Raw genomic sequence first — 18,660 nt, forward strand, 5'->3', positions numbered from 1 at the left:
ATGAGCGCGGTTGTGAAGTCCCTGTCAGAAGCGTCCGATGGCGCACCCCGGCCGAGCCCCGCGGCGTTGAATGCCGCCGCGGCCAGCTTCGCCGCGCTGACGGCCCGGCTCGACTACCTGAGCCCGGCCGACACGGACATGGTGCGCCGCGCCTACCGTTTCGCCGACGAGGCCCACCTGGGCCAGCTGCGCAACAGCGGCGAGCCCTACATCACGCACCCGATCGCGGTCGCGGCCCAGTGCGCCGAATGGAAGCTCGACGCCCAAGCGCTCATGGCGGCCCTGCTGCACGACGCGATCGAAGACTGCGGCGTCACCAAGTCCGAACTCATCGAGCGCTTCGGTGCCCCGGTCGCCGAACTCGTGGACGGCTTGACCAAGCTCGACAAGCTCCAGTTCGACACCCGCGAGGAGAACCAGGCCGAGTCGTTCCGCAAGATGCTGCTGGCCATGGCGCGCGACGTGCGCGTCATCCTGATCAAGCTGGCCGACCGCACCCACAACATGCGCACCCTGGCCGATGCGCCGCGCGAGAAGTGGACCCGCATCTCCAGCGAGACCCTGGACATCTACGCGCCCATCGCCTATCGCCTGGGACTCAACCAGACCTATCGCGAACTCCAGGAACTCTCGTTCCGCCACCTGCGGCCCTGGCGCCACTCCGTCCTGGCCAAGGCCGTGGCCAAGGCGCGCAGCCGACGCCGCGACCTGATCCAGAAAGTGCAGCGCGAAGTCGAAGCCGCTTTCGGCGAAGCCCAACTGAGCGTGCGCATCGCCGGACGCGAGAAGACGCTCTATTCGATCTATCGCAAGATGGAAGACAAGCACCTGAGCTTCGCGCAGGTGACCGACATCTACGGCTTCCGGCTGATCGTGCCCAACGTCATCAGCTGCTACACCGGGCTCGGCATCCTCCACCAGATGTACAAGCCCCTGCCGGGCAAGTTCAAGGACCACATCGCGATCGCCAAGCTCAACGGCTACCAGTCGCTGCACACGACGCTCGTGGGCCCGGCCAGCGTGAACGTCGAGTTCCAGCTGCGCACCGAGGCCATGCACGTCGTGGCGGAGTCGGGCGTGGCGGCGCACTGGCTCTACAAGGCGGCCGATCCGAGTTCCGCCGGCAACGACCGCCTGGGCACCAAGTGGCTGCAGTCGCTGCTCGACATCCAGGACGAGACGCGCGACGCCACCGAATTCTGGGATCACGTCAAGGTCGATCTCTTTCCGGACGCGGTCTACGTCTTCACGCCCAAGAGCCAGATCATGGCGCTGCCGCGAGGCGCGACGGTGGTCGACTTTGCCTACGCGATCCACAGCAACATCGGCGACCACACCTCGGCCGCGCGCATCAACGGCGACCAGGTGCCGCTGCGCACGGAACTGAAGAACGGCGACGTGGTGGAGGTCATCACCGCGCCCGTGTCGACCCCCAATCCGGCCTGGCTCGGCTTCGTGCGCACGGGCCGCGCGCGCTCCAAGATCCGTCACTACCTCAAGACCCTGGCGCATGCCGAGTCCGAGGGCCTGGGCGAGAAGCTGCTGGCGCAGGCCCTGCGTGCCGAGGGCCTAGGGCGGCTGCCGGCCGACGATGGCGAGCATCAGCCCATCTGGGACAAGCTGCTGCGCTTCACCGGCAGCCGCACGCGGTCCGAACTGTTGATCGACATCGGCCTGGGCAAGCGCGTGGCCAGCATCGTCGCGAAGCGGTTGATGGCCCTGCTGGCCGAGCGCGGCGAGAAGCCCGATGCGCTGATGCTCAGCCGCGAGCGCTTCACGGCCCACGAGACGGTCTCGCAGGGCGCCGTGACGCTCGACGGCAGCGAGAACTCGTCGGTACGGTTCGCGCTGTGCTGCCGCCCCATTCCGGACGATCCGATCGTCGGCTACCTGGGTCATGGCGAAGGCCTGGTCGTGCATACCGAAGCCTGCGGCGTCGGCCAGCGGTTGCGCTACAAGGACAGCGAACGCTTCTTCGCGGTGGAATGGAGCGACGAGCCGGTACGCACCTTCGAGACGCGCATCCTGGTCACGGTGCGCAACGACAAGGGCATGCTCGCGCGCGTGGCCTCGACGCTCACCGCGGCCGAGGCCGACATCACGCACGTCGAGATGGCGGACGAGACACCCCAGGAGCTGCTGGACCTGCGTTTCGTCGTCGCGGTCCGTGACCATGCCCACCTCGAGGCCGTGCTGCGCGCGGTTCGGCGGACCACGTCGGTGCTCTCGGCCACACGCGTCGTGCCGGCGAACTGAACGGCTGTGTCGTCGGCGGCGCTGGATCGATCGGCAACCGTGACTCAATCGTCCGCGCCCGCGTTGGCGGGTGCCGGATAGCTCACCGACAGGATCTCGATCTCGTGCGTTCCGCCCGGCGTCGCGAGCTTCACGACGTCTCCTTCGCGCGACTTGAGCAGCGAACGGGCGATCGGCGAGATCCAACTGACCTGGGCCTGGGTGCTGTCGGCCTCGTCGACGCCCAGGATCGTCACGCTACGTTCCTCGCCGGTCTCGTCGGCATAGCGCACGGTGGCGCCGAAGAAGACCTGATCGCTGCCGTGATGCACCGAGGGGTCCGTGACCTCGGCGATCTCGAGGCGCTTGCCCAGGAAGCGGATGCGTCGATCGATCTCGCGCAGGCGTTTCTTGCCATACAGGTAGTCGCCGTTCTCCGAGCGGTCACCGTTCTTGGCCGCCCAATGCACCGCTTCGACCACCTGAGGTCGCTCCACGTCCATCAGAGCGATCCATTCGTCGCGCAAGCGTGCGAAGCCCTGGGGCGTGACGTAGTTCTTGGCGCCGCCGGGCAATGGCGAAACCGCGGCCTCGGGACCGTCGTCCTCGACATCGGCGTCGGTTTCCTTGGTGAAGGCCTTGTTCATCGCGATCCACCCTCGCGCGTCGAGGTCCTCATGTCCCGACGACGAATTCGGACCGGTGGTCCGAACGCCACCCTCGGATGACACATCGCCGGACTCGTTCGAATCGATGCGACCAGTCTGTGTCGTCGATGTTCAGACGCCGCGTCCACGGGATGAAAGTGTTTCCAAACATACTTGTCTCAGATTCGTGCATTCCGGAAGTTCGATCGTTGCTCGGATCACCAAAGAACTTTTCGATATGAGTTTCTACGAGGAGCATGTTGCTGCATTGCAACATTTTTTCAAATGATTCGATATTTGCGGAACTCTTTGGCACGTGGGCAATCATGGGCCACTTCGTTACTTCGTCGATCGCTTATTACGTTGTCGGACAAAAACGAGTTGAACGTAGGACAGAGCCCGCGTAAAAACTCCTTTTCTGTCTAACAAGAGGACGCTTAAGTGTCGAAAGTATTAAAGTGTGTGCATCTGAGTGCCGCGACCCTCACCCTCGCCGTGATGTCCCTGTCGGCCCAGGCACAAAGCACGCTGTTGAGCAATCAGAACGGAACCTTCAGGCTCACCACCACCACGACCGTGCTGTACGGCGCGAACGGAACCTTCACCCAGAAGAGCCTTGCGGCTGGCACCTACGCCTGCAATGACAACCTCTTCGGCGACCCGCTCTGGGGCGTCCTCAAGGCCTGCTACACGGCAGCATCCACCACCGCGTCGGGAAATCCGGGAACGTTGCTGGCCACGCAACCCAGCACGTTCCAGCTCACGGCGACGACCGTGGTGAGCTACGGTGCCAACGGCGTCTTCACCAAGAAGACCCTCCAACCCGGTCTCCAGTACTGCAACGACGCCTTCTTCGGCGATCCGATCCCGGGCGTCACCAAGGCCTGCTACGGCGCCGCCCCCACGACGACCACGACGACGACCACGACCACGACGCCGAGCAGCACCACCACCACGGGCAGCACCGGCAGCACGACCTCGACGCCCGTCGCCACCAACGGCACGGTCACGGCCGTGTCGGGCGACGTGGTCGTCAACGGTTCGGTCTCCAATGCCGAATACCAGGCGATGGCCCAGAAGATGGGCACCGACGCCGCCATCGCCTACCGCTACGGCCCCTCCTCGGCCGACTACGGCACCGCCAGCCAGGGCGGCCTGCCGACCTACGCCAAGCGCCAGAGCCAGTCGATGAACATGGTCTCGATCCAGAACCCCAACGGCCAAGGCAACCGCGGCTGTGGCTGGACGAGCTGGTGCGGCACCTGGCAGATCGGCGGCCCGCTGGAGTACTACTGGGGCGACTACAGCTCCAACATCTTGAACTTCGCCTACATCGCCGACGACAACCCGGATTCGAGCTTCTACAGGAAGTCCTACGCGCCGGCCGTGGGTTCGCTGCAGGTCCTGAACGTCGGCCACAACGTCAACGCCGTCGAGCCCGAGCCGAGCTGGACGACCTATGGCGGCGCGGCCAACGACGGCGGCGCCATCGATGCCAACATCGACAAGTACAAGAACTCGTTCACGCTGGAGAAGCCCGTCGCCCTGGCCAAGTGCTATGGCCGCGGCGGCTGGTGCACCAACTCGCTGGCGGTCTACGCCGACGGGCGCATCGTCGGCGTGGGCAGCAACACCTCGCACAACCTGTTCAATACCAAGTTGCCCGCGGGCAAGGTGCCCACCGCACTGACCATCACCAACAGCGGCGAGTTCGCTCTGGTCACGGTGTGGGACACGGCGGCCATGCGCGGCCAGATCGCCGTGCTGGCGCTTGGCGACGGCTGCCAGGGTTGCTCGATGAGCAACGAGGGCGGCAGCTGGTTCGCGAACTGGGGCAACTGGAAGCGCGTCTACCCGGGCGCCCCGGGCCTGGGCAACTACAACTACGCCAAGCTCATCGGCTTCGTCGACCTGCCGGACACCCTGAAGGCCCCGACCGAGATCTCGGCCTCGACCGGCCTGTCGCGCTGGGACTACGAAGCCGTCCGCAGCTTCTGGAACACCGACCTGGACAACCAGAACGTGCGTGCCCGCTACGCCAGCGGCGACCTCTCCAACACCTATGCCCGCGCCGGCATGGCGGTGGTGATCTCCAAGTCCGAGAAGCGTGCCGCCTTCGTCGATCTGCGCCCGCTGTTCGCCTACTACAAGCAGCAGTACTTCACCCAGTCGCAGTCGGGCTTCAGCTCGATGATCGCCAACCGTGGTGAAGGTGCCGGCCAGTGGCCCTACACCTTCGACGCCGCGCCGGCCCAGAAGCCCAGCGTGGTCAAGGTCGTGGACCTGGCCAACCGCCCCACCGCCGTCAAGGTGAGCCTGGAAGCGCCGCACCGCGCCTTCATCGCCACCCAGGAAGGCAAGCTGCGGGTCTTCGACCTGGGCAACGGCTACCTGAACCAGGCCGGTGGCGGATCGCCGTCCGACATCGCCGAGAAGTTCTCGGTCGACGTGGGCCGCAACCCCACCAACATCGGCTACGTGAAGGATCACGCGTCGGGCACCAACTCGCCGATCAAGAGCCTGTATCCCAACACCCCGCAGAAGGAACTCATCGTCACCTCGCGCGGCGACCGCAAGATCCAGTGGGTGCGCTTCGACAGCGGCTTCAATTCCGGTTCGGTGGCCCGCACGTTCCAGGAAAGCCGCGTGATCGACCCGATCGCCACGGAAGACAACGAGAACCACGGCACCGAAAGCTACATCGTGAGCATCGCCGACTATGCCGGCAAGGGCATCCACAACTTCCTCTACGGCCCGATCCTCTGGCACACCAACGATTCGTCGAAGGCCTGCGCTCCGTCCAAGGGCGGCTGCCAGCTCCTCAACGGCGCGCCTTACGAGTACGGCGGCACCTACAAGGTCCCGGGCAAGCCCTTCCACGCCGGACTGGCCAACATCAACTGATGCATGAAGTCGGCCTTCGAGGCCGACACACCATCGCTTCGCGCGGTGACATCGAGCGGGGATGAACGCTCTTGACCGAAACAACGGCACCTTCGAAAGAAGGAGCCGTTTTTTCTTTGGCGCCGGCCATTGGAAAGAGCGGGCCGGCATGCATGGCGAAGGACGGGAATCCTCGGCACAAAGGAAAAAGCCCCGGAACATTGCTGTTCCGGGGCTATCCGTATGGTGCGGCTGGCAGGAATTGAACCCACGACCCCTTGGTTCGTAGCCAAGTACTCTATCCAACTGAGCTACAGCCGCTGAGCTTCAAATTATAGCACGTGAATTTCGCTCTTCTCAAGAAAAATCGAATTTCATTGCATTCGTCGTCTGGTAGGCCGTGTTGGACTTGAACCAACGACCAAAGGATTATGAGTCCTCTGCTCTGACCAGCTGAGCTAACGGCCCCGACGCGCCGCCGATTCTAGTGGCCCGCCAGCCGGTTACTTGCGATGCGTCAGCGCGTTGGTCACCAGGCGCGAGGTGATGTCGACGATCTGGATCATCCGCTCGTAGGGCATGCGCGTCGGACCGATCACGCCCAGCCGGCCGACCACCTCGCCATCGACCTCGTAATTGGCGCTGACGATCGACAGTTCCTCGAACGGCACGACCTGGCTCTCGCCGCCGATGAAGATGCGCACGCCTTCGGCCTTGCTCGACACGTCCAGCAGGCGCACCAGCTGCGCCTTCTGCTCGAAGAGATCGAAGGCACGGCGCAGCTGGCCCATGTCGCTGGAGAAGTCGCTCACGGCCAGCAGGTTGCGCTCACCCGAGATGACGACCTCCCCCTGCGACTCGGTCATCGCATCGGTGCTCGCCTGCACGGCCGCCTGCATGAGCGAGGCGATCTCGCCGCGCAGCTTCTCGACCTCGGACTGCAGCCGGTCGCGCACCTGCTCGATCGACAGGCCCGCGTAATGCATGTTGATGTAGTTAGCCGCCTCCACGAGCTGCGACTGCGTGTGGTTGGTGTCGGGGAAGATGACGCGGTTCTGCACGTCGCCGTCGGGCGCGACGATGATCACCAGCAGCCGCCGGTCGGACAAGCGCACGAACTCGATCTGCTTGAACACCGACGTGCGGCGCGGCGACATCACGACGCCGACGAACTGCGACAGGCTCGACAGCAGGTGCGCCGCGTTGGCGATGACCTTCTGCGGCTGGTCGGCCGCGAGGCGCGGCGTGGCGAGCTGCTCGCGCTGCGCGGTGAGCATGGTGTCGACGAACAGCCGGTAGCCGCGGGCCGTCGGGATGCGTCCGGCGGAGGTGTGCGGGCTGGTGATGAGGCCCAGGCCCTCGAGGTCGGACATCACGTTGCGGATGGTGGCCGGCGAGAGTTCCAGGCCCGAGGCGCGCGAGAGCGTGCGCGAACCCACGGGTTGGCCCTCGGCGATGTAGCGCTCGACGAGTGTCTTGAGAAGCAACTTGGCCCGGTCGTCCAGCATCGCCAGATTTTAGTGTTGTAATTTGACGCATGACCTCGCGTTTCCGGCATGTCGCACTCATCGGCAAATACCAGGCATCGGGCCAGCGGGCCCAGGCGGGCGCCGAGGACGGCGTCATGGAAGGCATCGGCGCCTTCCTCGAATCCCAGGGCTGCGAGGTGGTGGTCGAGCGTTCGACCGCCGAGCACGTCGAGGCCAGCCGCTATGCCTCCCTCACCGCCGAGGAGATCGGCGAACGCTGCGACCTCGGACTGGTGGTGGGCGGCGACGGCACGATGCTGGGCATCGGGCGCCAGCTCGCACCCTACGGCGTGCCGTTGATCGGAATCAACCGCGGCCGGCTCGGCTTCATCACCGACATCGCCCTGGACAGCTACCAGTCGCGTCTCGTGCCCATGCTCGCGGGCGAGTACGAGGAGGATCACCGCAGCCTGATGCACGCCCGCGTCATGCGCGAGGGCGAATGCGTGTTCGACGCGCTGGCCATGAACGACGTGGTGGTCAATCGCGGCGCGACCTCGGGCATGGTCGAACTCCGGGTGTCGGTGGGACGGCATTTCGTCGCCAACCAGCGCGCCGACGGCCTGATCATCGCCTCGCCCACCGGCTCGACCGCCTATGCGCTGTCGGCCGGCGGACCGCTGATGCACCCGTCGATTCCCGGCTGGGTGCTGGTGCCGATCGCGCCGCACACGCTCTCCAACCGGCCGATCCTGCTGCCCGACGCCGACGAGATCACGGTCGAGCTGGTGTCCGGCCGCGGCGCCAGCGCGAACTTCGACATGCAGTCGCTCGCCTCGGTCGAGATCGGCGACCGCGTGGTGGTGCGACGCTCCGACTACCGCGTGCGCTTCCTCCACCCCCGCGGCTGGAGCTACTTCGACACGCTGCGCAAGAAGCTGCACTGGAACGAGGGCGGTTCGTGACAGTGCGCGTCCCCGACCCCGTCCAGTCCTCGACGACCCCCCCGCATTTCCAGGAACGCTGATGGCATTGCGACGCATCGCCCTGCGCGATTTCGTGATCGTGCGCGCGCTCGACATCGACCTGTCCGCCGGCTTCACCGTGCTGACAGGGGAGACCGGCGCGGGCAAGTCGATCCTCATCGACGCCCTGCAGCTCGCCCTGGGCAACCGGGCCGACGCGGGCGCCGTGCGCGAAGGCGCCGGGCGCCTGGACGTGAGCGCCGAGTTCGACGCCGACGCCCGCTTCGCCGAGTGGCTCGACGCCGGCGGCTTCGAGGCCGGCGACGCCCTCCTCCTGCGCCGCACGGTCGACCTCCAGGGCCGCAGCCGCGGCTGGATCAACGGCAGCCCGGCCACGGCCACGCAACTGCGCGAGATCGGCGACCGGCTGCTCGACATCCACGGCCAGCACGCCTGGCAGAGCCTCACGCGGCCCGACGCCGTGCGCGGCCTGCTCGACGCCTACGCCGGTCTGCGCGGCGACGCGCTCGACCTCGTCTGGCAGCGCTGGCGACAGGCACTGGCCGCGCTCGAATCCGCGCGCGGCGCGCAGGACTCGCTGCAGCGCGAGCGCGAGCGGCTGCAGTGGCAGATCGGCGAGGTCGCCAAGCTGGCGCCGGGCGCGGACGAGTGGGAGGAGCTGTCGACGAGCCACACCCGCATCGCCAACGCGCAGTCGCTGATCGACGCCGCCGAGGGTGCGCGCACCGCGCTCGAGGACGACGACGGCGGCGCGCTGGCGGCATTGCACCGCGCGCTGTCGCTGCTGCAGGACTGCGAGCACATCGAGCCCGAATTCAAGGCGCTGACCGAGGTGCTGGCCTCGAGCGTCGCCCAGGCCTCCGACGCCGCGCATTCGCTGCACGGCTATCTGCGCCATGCCGACCCTGATCCGCAGCGCCTGGCCGAACTCGACGAGCGCATGGGCCTGTGGATGTCGCTGGCGCGCCGCTACAAGCGCTCGCCCGAGGACCTGCCGGCGCTCTACGCCGGCTGGCAGGACGAGCTGCGCGCGCTCGACGCCCAGGGCGACCTGGACGCCCTCGAACGCGCCGAGCAGGTCGCGCAGCAGGCCTACCTCAAGGAGGCGCGCGCGCTGGGCAAGGCCCGCGCGCAGGCCGCGCCCCGGCTGTCGAAGGCCGTGACGCAGGCCATGCAGGGCCTGGGCATGCAGGGCGGCCGCTTCGAGGTCGCCCTGCAGCCGCTCGCCCAGCCCGGCCGCGCCGGCCTTGAGGAGGTGGCGTTCCTGGTCAGCGGACATCCGGGCAGCACGCCGCGGCCGATCGGCAAGGTGGCCTCGGGCGGCGAGCTCTCGCGCGTGGCGCTGGCCATCGCGGTGACCACCAGCGAACTCGGCGCGGCCCAGACGCTGATCTTCGACGAGGTCGACGCCGGCGTCGGCGGCGCGGTGGCCGAGACGGTCGGCCGCCTGATGCAGCAGCTCGGCCGCGACCGGCAGGTGCTCGCCGTCACCCACCTGCCGCAGGTGGCCGCCTGCGCCGACCACCACCTGCTCGTGGCCAAGCGCCAGGTCCGCGTGGCCGGGGGTGCGGACGCGCGCACCGAGAGCGGGGTCGCCGCCCTCGCGGACGACCACCGCGTGCACGAGATTGCCCGCATGCTCGGCGGCGAGCGAGTGTCGCCGACCTCGCTGGCGCACGCGCGCGAGATGCTCGGATCACAGGATGCGAAGACCCCATGAACGACGACCTGCCGCCCTCCCCCACCAACGGCGCCTTTGCCAACGATCCTCCGCCGGCCACCGCTGACGCCGCGCTGGAACTGGTGCTGATCACCGGCATGTCCGGCTCGGGCAAGTCGGTCGCGCTCAACGCCCTGGAGGACGCGGGCTACTATTGCGTCGACAACCTGCCGCCGGAACTGCTGGCCCCGTTCGTCGCGCTGCAGCGGCAGCAGGACGCCCGGCAGGTGGCCGTGGCCATGGACGTGCGCAGCGGCGTCTCGCTGCCACTGGTGCCGCAGCAACTCGACGTCCTGCGGCGCGAGGGACTGGTGCTGCGTTCCCTGTTTCTGGAAGCCACCACCGAGGCGCTGGTGCGGCGCTACTCCGAGTCCCGCCGGCGCCATCCGCTCTCGCGCGAGGACCGCCGCACCGAAGGCGCCGACCAGCAGCGACTCCTGATCCACGCCATCGACCTGGAACGCGAACTGCTCGCCGATCTGCGCGACGGCGCCGACGTGATCGACACCAGCATCATCCGGCCGGCGCAGCTTCAGAGCTACGTGAAGGCACTGATCTCGGCGCCGCAGAGCGCGTTGACGCTGGTCTTTGAGTCCTTCGCCTTCAAGCGCGGCGTGCCGCTCGACGCCGACTACGTCTTCGACGTGCGCATGCTGCCCAATCCGCACTACGTGCCCGGCCTGCGTGCGCTCACCGGGCGCGATGGTCCGGTGATCGACTGGCTGCGCGAGCACGCCGACGTGGCGCGCATGTACGACGACATCGCGCAGTTCCTGGAACGCTGGCTCGACGCGCTGGCGAGCGATCACCGCAGCTACGTGACGGTGGCGATCGGCTGCACCGGCGGGCAGCATCGCTCGGTGTTCCTGGTCGAGCAGCTGGCGCGCAGCTTCGGCGAGCGCTGGGCCACGCTCAAGCGGCATCGCGAACTGGATGGAAATTAACCCCCCAGTCTTCGCGCACTTCGTGTCGCTTCGCCAACCCCCCTGCAGGGGGCGACACCGGTGGCCCGGCGAAGCCGGTTCCACGGTGTCCTTGGCCCGCCCCCGGGCTTGCTCGCTGCGCGTCGCAACGCCCTCCCTTTGACGGAGCGACACCGATGGTCCATGCAGCCGGTTCCACGGTGTTTCCAGCCTTGACCCGCTGGCGTCAGATGCCTTCGAGGCGCTTGCGGATGGTCGCGGGCAGGCCTAGCACCGTCCATTCGCCAAGCGACAGCCATCGGCCGTCCCGGGCGGCGAGGCTCGCCGTGCCATCGAGCGCGACGGCGACGGGATGGATGTGCAGGTCCTTGTGCGTCATCACGGCGACGAAGGCCGGCTCGTCGATCACCGTGGCACGGGCGGCGCTCGGCAATGCGTCGAGCAGCGCGTCGCGGCTGTCGAACATGGGCGGTGCGTGGAGGCCGGCCCAGACGCCGCTCGCCGGGCGCTTCTCCAGCCAGACGCGGCCGGCGGCGTCGCGCGCCTCCAGCATCCACAGCGACTGGGCGCTGCGCTTGAGCTTGCGCGTCTTGACCGGGTAGCGCTCGGGATCGCCCTCCAGGCGCGCCGCGCAGACGTCGTCGACCGGGCAGATGATGCAGGCCGGCTTGCGCGGCAGGCAGACCGTCGCGCCCAGGTCCATCACGCCCTGCGTGTAGCGCGAGATGGCGGCGCGCTCGCCTTCGGGCGGCAGCAACTGTCCGGCGATGTCCCACAGCGCGCGCTCCTGGGCCGCCGAGGACATGTCGCCGGCGAAGCCCAGCACCCGCGTCAGCACGCGCTTGACGTTGCCGTCGAGGATCGCCACGCGCTCGCCGAAGCAGAAGGCGGCGATGGCCGCCGCGGTGGAGCGGCCGATGCCGGGCAGCGTGGCCAGCTCCACGGCGGTGCGCGGGAAGGTGCCGCCGAAGCGCGCCACCACCTCCTGCGCGCAGCGGTGCATGTTGCGCGCGCGGCTGTAGTAGCCCAGGCCGCTCCACAGGCCCAGCACCTCGTCCTCGCTGCCCGCCGCAAGCGCGGCGACATCGGGAAATCGTTCCAGGAAGCGGGCGAAATAGCCCAGCACGGTGGCGACCTGCGTCTGCTGCAGCATCACCTCGGACAGCCACACGCGATACGGATCGCGCGTGTTCTGCCACGGCAGTTCGCTGCGCCCGTGGGTCGCCTGCCAGGCGACGACGCGGGTGGCGAAGTCCGGCAGCGGCGACGGGATCGAGGACGGTGGCAAGGAAGGCCGGGGCGGTGCGATCGCGCGCTCAGCGTCGGCCGACGACGGCATCTTCGCTCTTGAAACGCTCGTCCGACACCACCGGCGCGTCGTCGTCGATCTGGCTGGTGAGCTCCACCAGCCGCGCATGCATCCCGACCAATGCCCTTTCCTGCGCGGCGATCTCGGCGAGCCGTTCCTCGAGGTTGCCGGCCGCGCCCTGGATGCGCTCGACCGACTCGATGCGCTTGCCGAAGTTGCGGCGCTGCTCCTTGAGCTGCTGGTCGAGCTGCGCGCCGGCGCCCTTGGTCCAGCGCTCCACCTCGGTCATGGCCGCCTCGTTGACCACGCGCAGCCGGCTGGCGAGCGCGCGCACGAGCTTGTCGCAGAAATCGGCCTGCGAGAGCTTGAAGAGGTTGCCCACGCCCAGGTAGTGGATGTGGCTCTGCTCGATCTGGTCGAGCTGGTGCTCGAAGCCCAGCAGGTCCGGCTCGGCCGGCGCCTGCAGCGTGAAGCCGTGTTCCGCGTTGAGCTGGCGGAAGGTCGCGTGCAGCATCGACTGGATCTCGCCGGTGGTGGACTGCACCTCGCGCAGGTTGTTGCGCAGCGCGTCGAAGGTCTCGCCGTAGATCTTGCGCACGCTGAACTTGATGCCCGGGCGCTTGAGCGCGTCGGACAGCTTACTCATGTCGGCGCGCAACGCCGAGGTGCCCAGCACCGAGTAGACCTCGCGCAGCAGCTTGCCCTGGACCGAACGCAGCGCCAGGATGCGCGAATTGCTGCCCTCGAACTCGTCCTGTTCCTGCTCGATGCGCGCGCGCATCTGGCGGATCACGGCCGAGTTCTTGCCGCGCAGGCCTTCGAGTTCGATCGTCTGCTCGGCCAGGTTGCGCTCGCGCACGCCCAGGATGCGCACGCCCTCGACCCGCAGCGACGCGATGCCCGAGCGCACCGCGGCCTGCAGCATCTTCTCGCGGTTGCCCAGCAGGCCCTCGCCGAGCACGGCCTCCAGCGCCGGCAGACGGCTCGCCTCGAGCAACGGCGTGTCGTGGCGGATCTTGGCCTGCAGTCCCTTCTGCGCCGACACCGGCAGCACCTGGGCCAGCGGCACGCCCAGCAGCTCGGCGGCGCCACGGCACTGGCGCTCGACCTGGGCGTCGACGTGCTCGGGCGTGTTGAGGCTGTCCCACAGGGTGTCGATCTTGTTGAGCACCACCACGCGGGTGTCGCGGCCGCCGACGTCGGTCACCAGGTGCTCGCGCCAGATCGCCAGGTCGGAGCGCGTCACGCCCGTGTCGGCGCCCAGGATGAAGATCACGGCATGGGCCTGCGGAATCAGGCTCACGGTCAGCTCGGGCTCGGCGCCGATGGCGTTGAGGCCGGGCGTGTCCAGGATCACGAGCCCCTGCTCCAGCAGCGGGTGCGGCATGTTGAGCACCGCGTGACGCCAGCGCGGGATCTCCACCAGGCCCCGGCCGTCGCGGCGCGGGTTGTCGTCGGGGGTGTTGTCGTTCCAGAAGCCCAGCCGGCGCGCCTCGTCGAGCGGCACCCACAGCACCTCCGCCACCTTCGACATCGACTCCACCAGCCGGTCGGCGTCGTCGACGTCGATGGGCACGTCGGTCCAGCGCGACGGCTCCTCGCGCCAGTGCATCAGGGAGAACGACTCCAGGCGCGTCTCGATCGGCAGCAATCGCAGGCTCGGCGGCTGGTCGGCGTCGTAGCCCAGCTCGGTCGGGCACATCGTCGTGCGGCCGGCGCTCGCGGGCATGATCCGGCGGCCGTAGCCGGCGAAGAAGATCGCGTTGATGAGTTCGGACTTGCCGCGCGAGAACTCGGCGACGAAGGCGACCATCACCTTGCTCGTGCGCAATTGCGTCTCGAGCTCGCGCAGTCGTTCGGCGACCGACAGGTCGAGCAGGTCGTGTTCGCCCAGCCAGCCGGAGAGCTCTTCGAGCCGTCGGGCGACGTTGCGGCGCCAGACGCCGTGCTGGTCGAGTTGCTGGTTGAAAGATCGGCTCAATTTGAAATGTAAAAGTTTCTTACAAAAGAATAGCATCGGGTTCGACGAGCCGATGGCCGAAGACGCAGTATTTATCAGTACTTTTGACAATTAGGACAGAAAAACGTCGATCTTTGGCCCTGCCTCATCTGACGGATGGCCGTGCCGCAGACGCGGCACGGCTCGCCCTGCCGGCCGTACACGGTGGTGTCGAGCTGGAAGTGGCCCTGCTGGCCGTCGATGTCGGAGAAGTCGCGCAGGGTCGTGCCACCGCGCTCGACGGCACGCGCGAGCAGGTCCTGGATCACGGCGTGCAGGCGCAGGGCCCGGGGACGGCTGATGCGCGAGGCCGCCACCGTCGGCCGGATGCCCGCGAGGAACAACGCCTCCGACGCATAGATGTTGCCCACCCCCACCACCACGTCGCCCGCCAGCAGCACCTGCTTGATCGGCGCGCGACGCTTCCGCAGGCCGGCGTGGAAGGCCTCGAAATCGAATCCGCCGTCCAGCGGCTCCATGCCGAGCCCGCCGAGCAGCTTGACCGCCAGGGGCGAGGCCTCGTCCTCGACGTGCACCACCGCGCCGAACCGTCGGGGATCGTTGAGGCGCAGCGTGCCACGGCTGGTCACCAGGTCGAAATGGTCGTGCGCGCCCGCCTCGGGCAACACGGCGTCGAAGCGCAGGCTGCCGGACATGCCCAGATGCAGCAGCAGCAGGCCGGCGTCGAGATCGATCAGCATGTACTTGCCGCGCCGGCGCACGGTTCGCACGGTGCGGCCGACCAGCACGCCGGGCTCGATGCCCAGCGCCCAGCGCAGGGGCTTGCCCATGCGCACCGCGTCGATGCGGGCGCCGGCGATGCGGTCGACGAAGCCGCGGCGGGCGACTTCGACTTCGGGGAGTTCGGGCATGTGAAAGGGATGTGGACGGACAGCGAAGGCGCGCTGGAGCGCGGATGAAGGAGATGGTGCCGGGAACCCGATGTCCTCTCGGCGCTCACACGAAAACCCTTGGATTATTATGAGTTCGATGACCCCATCGCCCCGACGATTCCGCCTTGCGGCCGCCATCTCCCTCACGCTGGTCGCTCTCGCGGTGCAGGCGCAGACCGGGCCCGCGGCGCCCGATCCGAGCGGCCTGCCGGCCCCGGCCCGCCCCACCAGCCCGGCGCCCATCGTCAACCCCGCGCCGGTCGCGGCGACGCCGAAGGAGGTCAAGCCCACGCCCGAGAAGTCGGCCCTGACGGCCGAGCTGTTCTACGAAGTGCTCATGGGCGAGATCACCCTGCGGTCGGGCGATCCGGGCGCCGGCTACGCGCTGGTGCTCGACGCGGCGCGTCGCACGCGCGACGAGGCCCTGTTCCAGCGCGCCGTCGAGATCGCCCTGCAGGCCCGTTCGGGCGATGCCGCACTGGCCGCGGCGCGTGCCTGGCAGCAGACCCTGCCCGAGACGCGCGAAGGCCGTCGCTACGAACTCCAGATCCTGATCGCGCTCAACCGGCTCGACGAGACCGCGCCGCTGCTGCGCGCCGAGGTCGCCGCCACGCCGCTGCCCGAGCGTCCGGTGCTGATGGCCGTGATCGCCCGCAACTACAGCCGCGCCGCCGACAAGCAGGCCGCCGCCCGGGTGGTCGAAGCCGCACTGGTCGACGAGGTGAAGAACCCGGCCACCGCGGGCGTCGCGTGGGCCACCATCGGACGCCTGCGCGTCGTCGCCGGTGATGCGCCGGGCGCGCTCCAGGCCGCGATCGCCGGGCAGGCGGCCGATGCCGCGTCTGACGCTCCGGCGGTGCTGGCGCTCGACCTGATGGTCCTTGGCCAACCGGAGGCCGAGGCCGTCGTCCAGCGCTACCTCGCCGGCGGCAAGGCCTCCCCGGACATCCGCATCGCCTACGCGCAGGCCCTGATCGAGTTGCGCCGCTATGCCGACGCGACGACCGTGCTCTCCCGCCTCACCGCCGATCAGCCCGAGCTGCCGGTGCCGTGGGTCCTGCTGGCCAGCCTGCAGGGCCAGGCCCGCCAGGACGCGGCGGCCGAGAAGTCGGCCCTGCGCTACGTGGCGTTGGCGACCGCGGCCGATGCCAAGGAGGAGAGCAAGCGCGGCCTGACCCAGGCCTACCTGCTGCTGTCGCAACTGGCCGAGCGCCGCAAGGACTACACGGGCGCCGCGCGCTGGCTCGCGCGCATCGACGGGTCCGAGGACCGGACGGCCGTCCAGCTGCGCAGCGCCCTGCTCCTGGCCCGCCAGGGCAAGGTGCAGCAGGCACGCGAGATGATCCGCGCGCTGCCCGCCGGCACCGCCGAGGAGAAGGCCCGGCAGCAGCAGGCCGAACTCCAGGTCCTGCGCGAAGCCAAGCAGTACCAGCTGGCCTACGATTTCCTGGCCGAGGCCCTGGTCGCCAGGCCCGACGATCCCGACCTGCTCTACGACCAGGCCATGACGGCCGAGAAGCTCCAGCGCCTCGACGAGATGGAGCGTCTGCTGCGGCGCCTGATCGAACTCAAGCCCGACAACCACAACGCCTACAACGCGCTCGGCTATTCGCTGGCCGATCGCAAGCTGCGGCTCGACGAGGCGCGCACGCTGATCCGCAAGGCGGTCGACCTGTCGCCGCAGGATCCCTTCATCGCGGACAGCCTGGGCTGGGTCGAGTTCCGCCTCGGCAACACGGCCAATGCGCGCACCATCCTCGAAGCCGCCTACCAGCGCCGGCCGGACCCCGAGATCGGCGCGCACCTCGGCGAAGTGCTGTGGTCGGCCGGCGAGCGCGACGCGGCGCTCAAGGTATGGCGCGAGGCCGCGCTCGCCGATGCGGAGAACGAGACGCTGCAGGAGACGCTCAAGCGCCTGCGGGTCAAGCTGTAGATGGGTGCGTCGCTTCCTCACCGGCGTGCCGTCGGCATGGCGCTCGGCGGCTGGGGCCTGTCGCTGCTGCTGGCCGGATGCGCGGCGCCCGCTGCCCGCACCGAGGCGGCAGCCGCCGTGGCCGCCGGACGCACCGAAGTCTGGAGTGGCCGGCTGTCGCTCCAGGTCGATGGCGACCAGGCGCAGAGCTTCGCTGCCCTGTTCGACCTGCGCGGCGCGCCCGAACGCGGCAGTCTGACGCTCACCAGCCCCATCGGCAGCACGCTGGCCGAACTGACCTGGTCGCCGGACGAAGCCGTGCTCCGGAACGGCACCGAGACACGGCGCTACGAATCCGTCGACGCCCTGCTGATCGCGGCCACGGGCGCGGCGATCCCGGTGCGCGCGCTGTTCGGCTGGCTCGACGGCCGCGACGAACGCGTGGCCGGGTGGCAGCCCGACCTGCAGCAGATCGCCCAGGGCCGCCTGCGCGCCGTGCGCACGTCGCCGCAGCCGCGCGCCGACCTGCGCATCGTGTTCGAACGCTCCTGAACGGAAGCCGGCCCTCTCCTCCGCTCGTCGCATCGCGCCGCGATGCCTCCTCGCCATGAAAACGCTCTACGACCTGCCGGCACCCGCCAAGCTCAACCTCTTTCTGCACATCACCGGGCGGCGCGACGACGGCTACCACCTCCTGCAGTCGGTGTTCATGCTGATCGACTGGTGCGACACGCTGCACGTCGAGTTACGCGGCGATGGCGGCCTGAGCCGGGAGGACCTCACCGTGCCGCTGCCCGAGGACGACCTGATCCTGCGCGCCGCGCGCGCGCTGCAGCCCTTCGCACGGCCCGGCCAGGGCGCGCACATCGCCGTCGACAAGCAGGTGCCCGCCCAGGCCGGCATGGGCGGCGGCTCGTCGGACGCGGCCACCTGCCTGCTCGCGCTCAACCGCCTGTGGGACCTGCGGCTGCCGCGCTCGACGCTCGCCGCGATCGGGCTGTCGCTGGGAGCGGACGTGCCCTTCTTCCTCGGCGGACACCACGCCTGGGTCGAAGGCATCGGCGAACGCATGACGCCGATCGCATTGCCCGCGGCACGCTTCGTCGTCGTCAAACCGACTGCGGGCATCGACACCCGCCGTATTTTTTTGGCGCCGGACCTTGAACGCGCCACACCTGCTGCTATACTCTCTGGCTTTGCTGCAGATCGCATCGATCAAGCCTTCGGGTTTGGACACAACGACCTGCAGCCGGTTGCCCAAAGGCTCTGCCCCGAAGTCTCCGAAGCCATCGAATGGCTCGGTCGCCAGGGGTTCGATGCCCGGATGACCGGTTCGGGCAGTGCGGTGTTCGCTCCGATGAGCACCGCCGACGGATCGGCCAACGGCGACGCGTCGCAGGAAGCGGAATTCGCCACACTCCCCGCGGGGTGGCAGATTCGCCAGTGCGGCAACCTGGAGGTCCATCCCCTGGCGGGTTGGGCGGACTGAAGAAAAAGGCCGGAGCGCTGCAAGCGTTTCGGCGCGACGTATATCGGTTGGTGGTGCGAACCATCGACCCGTGTAGGGGAGTCGCCAAGCTGGTTAAGGCACTGGATTTTGATTCCAGCATGCAAAGGTTCGAATCCTTTCTCCCCTGCCAAAACATGGAAACCGCGGCCTCCGGGCCGCGGCGCCGGAAACTCC

At 68.4% G+C, this 18,660-nt stretch carries 13 protein-coding genes and 3 tRNA genes; 9 read left to right on the forward strand and 7 right to left on the reverse strand.

Translation table 11 applies throughout. The features are described 5' to 3' along the window. Positions 1–2,256 carry a RelA/SpoT family protein gene (locus ABID77_RS08085; protein WP_429593516.1) on the forward strand — a complete coding sequence of 752 codons (2,256 nt, stop codon included), beginning with the start codon at positions 1–3 and terminating at the stop codon, positions 2,254–2,256. Between the two features lie 44 nt (positions 2,257–2,300). Here ABID77_RS08085 and greB read toward each other — a convergent pair whose 3' ends face one another. Next, complete coding sequence (gene greB, locus ABID77_RS08090; protein WP_429593519.1) at positions 2,301–2,882, reverse strand: transcription elongation factor GreB; 582 nt, start codon at positions 2,880–2,882, stop codon at positions 2,301–2,303. A gap of 531 nt (positions 2,883–3,413) precedes the next feature. On the opposite strand from greB, the gene ABID77_RS08095 reads away from it, so the two are divergent. After that, positions 3,414–5,786 carry a hypothetical protein gene (locus ABID77_RS08095; RefSeq protein WP_429593522.1) on the forward strand — a complete coding sequence of 791 codons (2,373 nt, stop codon included), beginning with the start codon at positions 3,414–3,416 and terminating at the stop codon, positions 5,784–5,786. A gap of 223 nt (positions 5,787–6,009) precedes the next feature. Here ABID77_RS08095 and ABID77_RS08100 read toward each other — a convergent pair. From ABID77_RS08100 to hrcA, 3 genes are all read right to left on the reverse strand, one after another. Beyond that, a tRNA-Arg gene (locus ABID77_RS08100) sits at positions 6,010–6,086 on the reverse strand. Between the two features lie 70 nt (positions 6,087–6,156). Beyond that, positions 6,157–6,233, reverse strand: a tRNA-Ile gene (locus tag ABID77_RS08105). A gap of 35 nt (positions 6,234–6,268) precedes the next feature. After that, on the reverse strand, positions 6,269–7,273 hold the full coding sequence (hrcA, locus tag ABID77_RS08110; protein ID WP_429593525.1) for a heat-inducible transcriptional repressor HrcA: 1,005 nt from the start codon (positions 7,271–7,273) through the stop codon (positions 6,269–6,271). 29 nt (positions 7,274–7,302) lie between these two features. On the opposite strand from hrcA, the gene ABID77_RS08115 reads away from it, so the two are divergent. The 3 genes from ABID77_RS08115 (at position 7,303) to rapZ (ending at position 10,884) form a co-directional block, all read left to right on the forward strand. Further along, positions 7,303–8,199 (forward strand): NAD kinase, encoded by an 897-nt coding sequence (locus ABID77_RS08115; RefSeq protein WP_429593528.1) that lies wholly within the window; start codon positions 7,303–7,305, stop codon positions 8,197–8,199. A 61-nt stretch (positions 8,200–8,260) separates the two neighbouring features. Beyond that, the gene (gene recN / locus ABID77_RS08120) at positions 8,261–9,940 is read left to right on the forward strand and encodes a DNA repair protein RecN (protein ID WP_429593531.1); all 1,680 of its coding nucleotides are present in this window, start codon (positions 8,261–8,263) and stop codon (positions 9,938–9,940) included. After that, positions 9,937–10,884, forward strand: a complete 948-nt coding sequence (gene rapZ / locus ABID77_RS08125) for an RNase adapter RapZ (RefSeq protein ID WP_429593533.1) — start codon at positions 9,937–9,939, stop codon at positions 10,882–10,884. The genes recN and rapZ overlap by 4 nt, the downstream gene beginning before the upstream one ends. Positions 10,885–11,089: 205 nt before the next feature. Here the strand turns inward: rapZ and mutY are convergent, their stop codons facing one another. The 3 genes from mutY to mutM all read right to left on the reverse strand — a co-directional run bounded on the left by mutY (position 11,090) and on the right by mutM (position 15,043). Beyond that, positions 11,090–12,151: an A/G-specific adenine glycosylase gene (gene mutY, locus ABID77_RS08130; RefSeq protein WP_429593536.1), complete on the reverse strand. Its 1,062-nt coding sequence runs from the start codon at positions 12,149–12,151 to the stop codon at positions 11,090–11,092. Positions 12,152–12,179: 28 nt separating this feature from the next. Then, positions 12,180–14,153, reverse strand: a complete 1,974-nt coding sequence (locus ABID77_RS08135; protein ID WP_429593539.1) for a dynamin family protein — start codon at positions 14,151–14,153, stop codon at positions 12,180–12,182. Between the two features lie 74 nt (positions 14,154–14,227). After that, complete coding sequence (gene mutM / locus ABID77_RS08140) at positions 14,228–15,043, reverse strand: bifunctional DNA-formamidopyrimidine glycosylase/DNA-(apurinic or apyrimidinic site) lyase (RefSeq protein ID WP_429593541.1); 816 nt, start codon at positions 15,041–15,043, stop codon at positions 14,228–14,230. A 118-nt stretch (positions 15,044–15,161) separates the two neighbouring features. Here mutM and ABID77_RS08145 point away from each other — a divergent pair, with 118 nt between their 5' ends. The 4 genes from ABID77_RS08145 to ABID77_RS08160 all read left to right on the forward strand — a co-directional run bounded on the left by ABID77_RS08145 (position 15,162) and on the right by ABID77_RS08160 (position 18,616). Beyond that, the gene (locus tag ABID77_RS08145) at positions 15,162–16,997 is read left to right on the forward strand and encodes a heme biosynthesis protein HemY (protein WP_429593544.1); all 1,836 of its coding nucleotides are present in this window, start codon (positions 15,162–15,164) and stop codon (positions 16,995–16,997) included. After that, positions 16,998–17,528 carry a lipoprotein insertase outer membrane protein LolB gene (locus ABID77_RS08150; protein ID WP_429593546.1) on the forward strand — a complete coding sequence of 177 codons (531 nt, stop codon included), beginning with the start codon at positions 16,998–17,000 and terminating at the stop codon, positions 17,526–17,528. Positions 17,529–17,583: 55 nt separating this feature from the next. Further along, on the forward strand, positions 17,584–18,465 hold the full coding sequence (gene ispE / locus ABID77_RS08155; RefSeq protein WP_429593549.1) for a 4-(cytidine 5'-diphospho)-2-C-methyl-D-erythritol kinase: 882 nt from the start codon (positions 17,584–17,586) through the stop codon (positions 18,463–18,465). Between the two features lie 74 nt (positions 18,466–18,539). After that, positions 18,540–18,616 (forward strand) — tRNA-Gln (locus tag ABID77_RS08160). Positions 18,617–18,660: the final 44 nt, after the last annotated feature.

The organism is Variovorax sp. PvP013 (assembly GCF_050435945.1).
Classification (GTDB): domain Bacteria; phylum Pseudomonadota; class Gammaproteobacteria; order Burkholderiales; family Burkholderiaceae_C; genus Variovorax.

Excerpts from the sequence above, each read along its gene's own strand:
- ABID77_RS08085 (WP_429593516.1), top strand. The coding sequence starts at position 1 with ATGAGCGCGGTTGTGAAGTCCCTGTCAGAAGCGTCCGATGGCGCACCC.
- greB (WP_429593519.1), bottom strand. The coding sequence starts at position 2,882 with ATGAACAAGGCCTTCACCAAGGAAACCGACGCCGATGTCGAGGACGAC.
- hrcA (WP_429593525.1), bottom strand. The coding sequence starts at position 7,273 with ATGCTGGACGACCGGGCCAAGTTGCTTCTCAAGACACTCGTCGAGCGC.
- ABID77_RS08115 (WP_429593528.1), top strand. The coding sequence starts at position 7,303 with ATGACCTCGCGTTTCCGGCATGTCGCACTCATCGGCAAATACCAGGCA.
- recN (WP_429593531.1), top strand. The coding sequence starts at position 8,261 with ATGGCATTGCGACGCATCGCCCTGCGCGATTTCGTGATCGTGCGCGCG.
- rapZ (WP_429593533.1), top strand. The coding sequence starts at position 9,937 with ATGAACGACGACCTGCCGCCCTCCCCCACCAACGGCGCCTTTGCCAAC.
- mutM (WP_429593541.1), bottom strand. The coding sequence starts at position 15,043 with ATGCCCGAACTCCCCGAAGTCGAAGTCGCCCGCCGCGGCTTCGTCGAC.
- ABID77_RS08145 (WP_429593544.1), top strand. The coding sequence starts at position 15,162 with ATGACCCCATCGCCCCGACGATTCCGCCTTGCGGCCGCCATCTCCCTC.
- ABID77_RS08150 (WP_429593546.1), top strand. The coding sequence starts at position 16,998 with ATGGGTGCGTCGCTTCCTCACCGGCGTGCCGTCGGCATGGCGCTCGGC.
- ispE (WP_429593549.1), top strand. The coding sequence starts at position 17,584 with ATGAAAACGCTCTACGACCTGCCGGCACCCGCCAAGCTCAACCTCTTT.